Here is a 520-nt window from a genome sequence, read left to right as displayed (position 1 = left end):
CCTGACGCTGTACCAGACGGTGCGCATAGGTCACCGGCGCAGGCATCAGCACGTCTGTTTCGTTAGTGGCATAGCCGAACATCAGGCCCTGGTCGCCCGCGCCCTGTTCCAGCGGATCGGTACGGTCAACGCCCTGATTGATATCCTGAGACTGTTTACCAATCGCGCTTAATACCGCGCAGGAGTTGGCGTCAAAGCCCATATCGGAATGGACATAGCCGATTTCACGTACGGTTTTACGGGTGATCTCTTCGATATCAACCCAGGCGCTGGTGGTGATTTCACCGCCAACCAGCACCATACCGGTTTTAACGTAGGTTTCGCAGGCCACGCGCGCTTTAGGATCCTGTTCAAGGATCGCATCCAGCACAGCATCGGAGATCTGGTCGGCGATTTTATCCATTTTTCATATATTAATCATTAACTTATTATTATTTAACACGCAACTGTCTGGCTGGAGCGCAAAAATGTACCATAAAGTGCTGTGGGCTATCGCCTGCACAACGGGATGAAAGTGGTG

At 51.9% G+C, this 520-nt stretch carries 1 protein-coding gene; it reads right to left on the bottom strand.

Annotation, left to right across the window (positions count from 1 at the left end; all coding sequences use genetic code 11):
* A partial coding sequence (locus SB756_RS28070) for an S-adenosylmethionine synthetase N-terminal domain-containing protein (RefSeq protein WP_410912749.1) occupies positions 1-403 on the bottom strand: 403 nt, incomplete at its 3' end.
* Positions 404-520: the final 117 nt, after the last annotated feature.

It is taken from the genome of Pseudomonas sp. SIMBA_068 (genome assembly GCF_046534705.1).
In the GTDB taxonomy this organism is placed as follows: domain Bacteria; phylum Pseudomonadota; class Gammaproteobacteria; order Pseudomonadales; family Pseudomonadaceae; genus Aquipseudomonas; species Aquipseudomonas putida.
The sequence above is the reverse complement of the archived record's forward strand: the minus strand, read 5'-3'. Positions and strand labels throughout refer to the sequence as shown.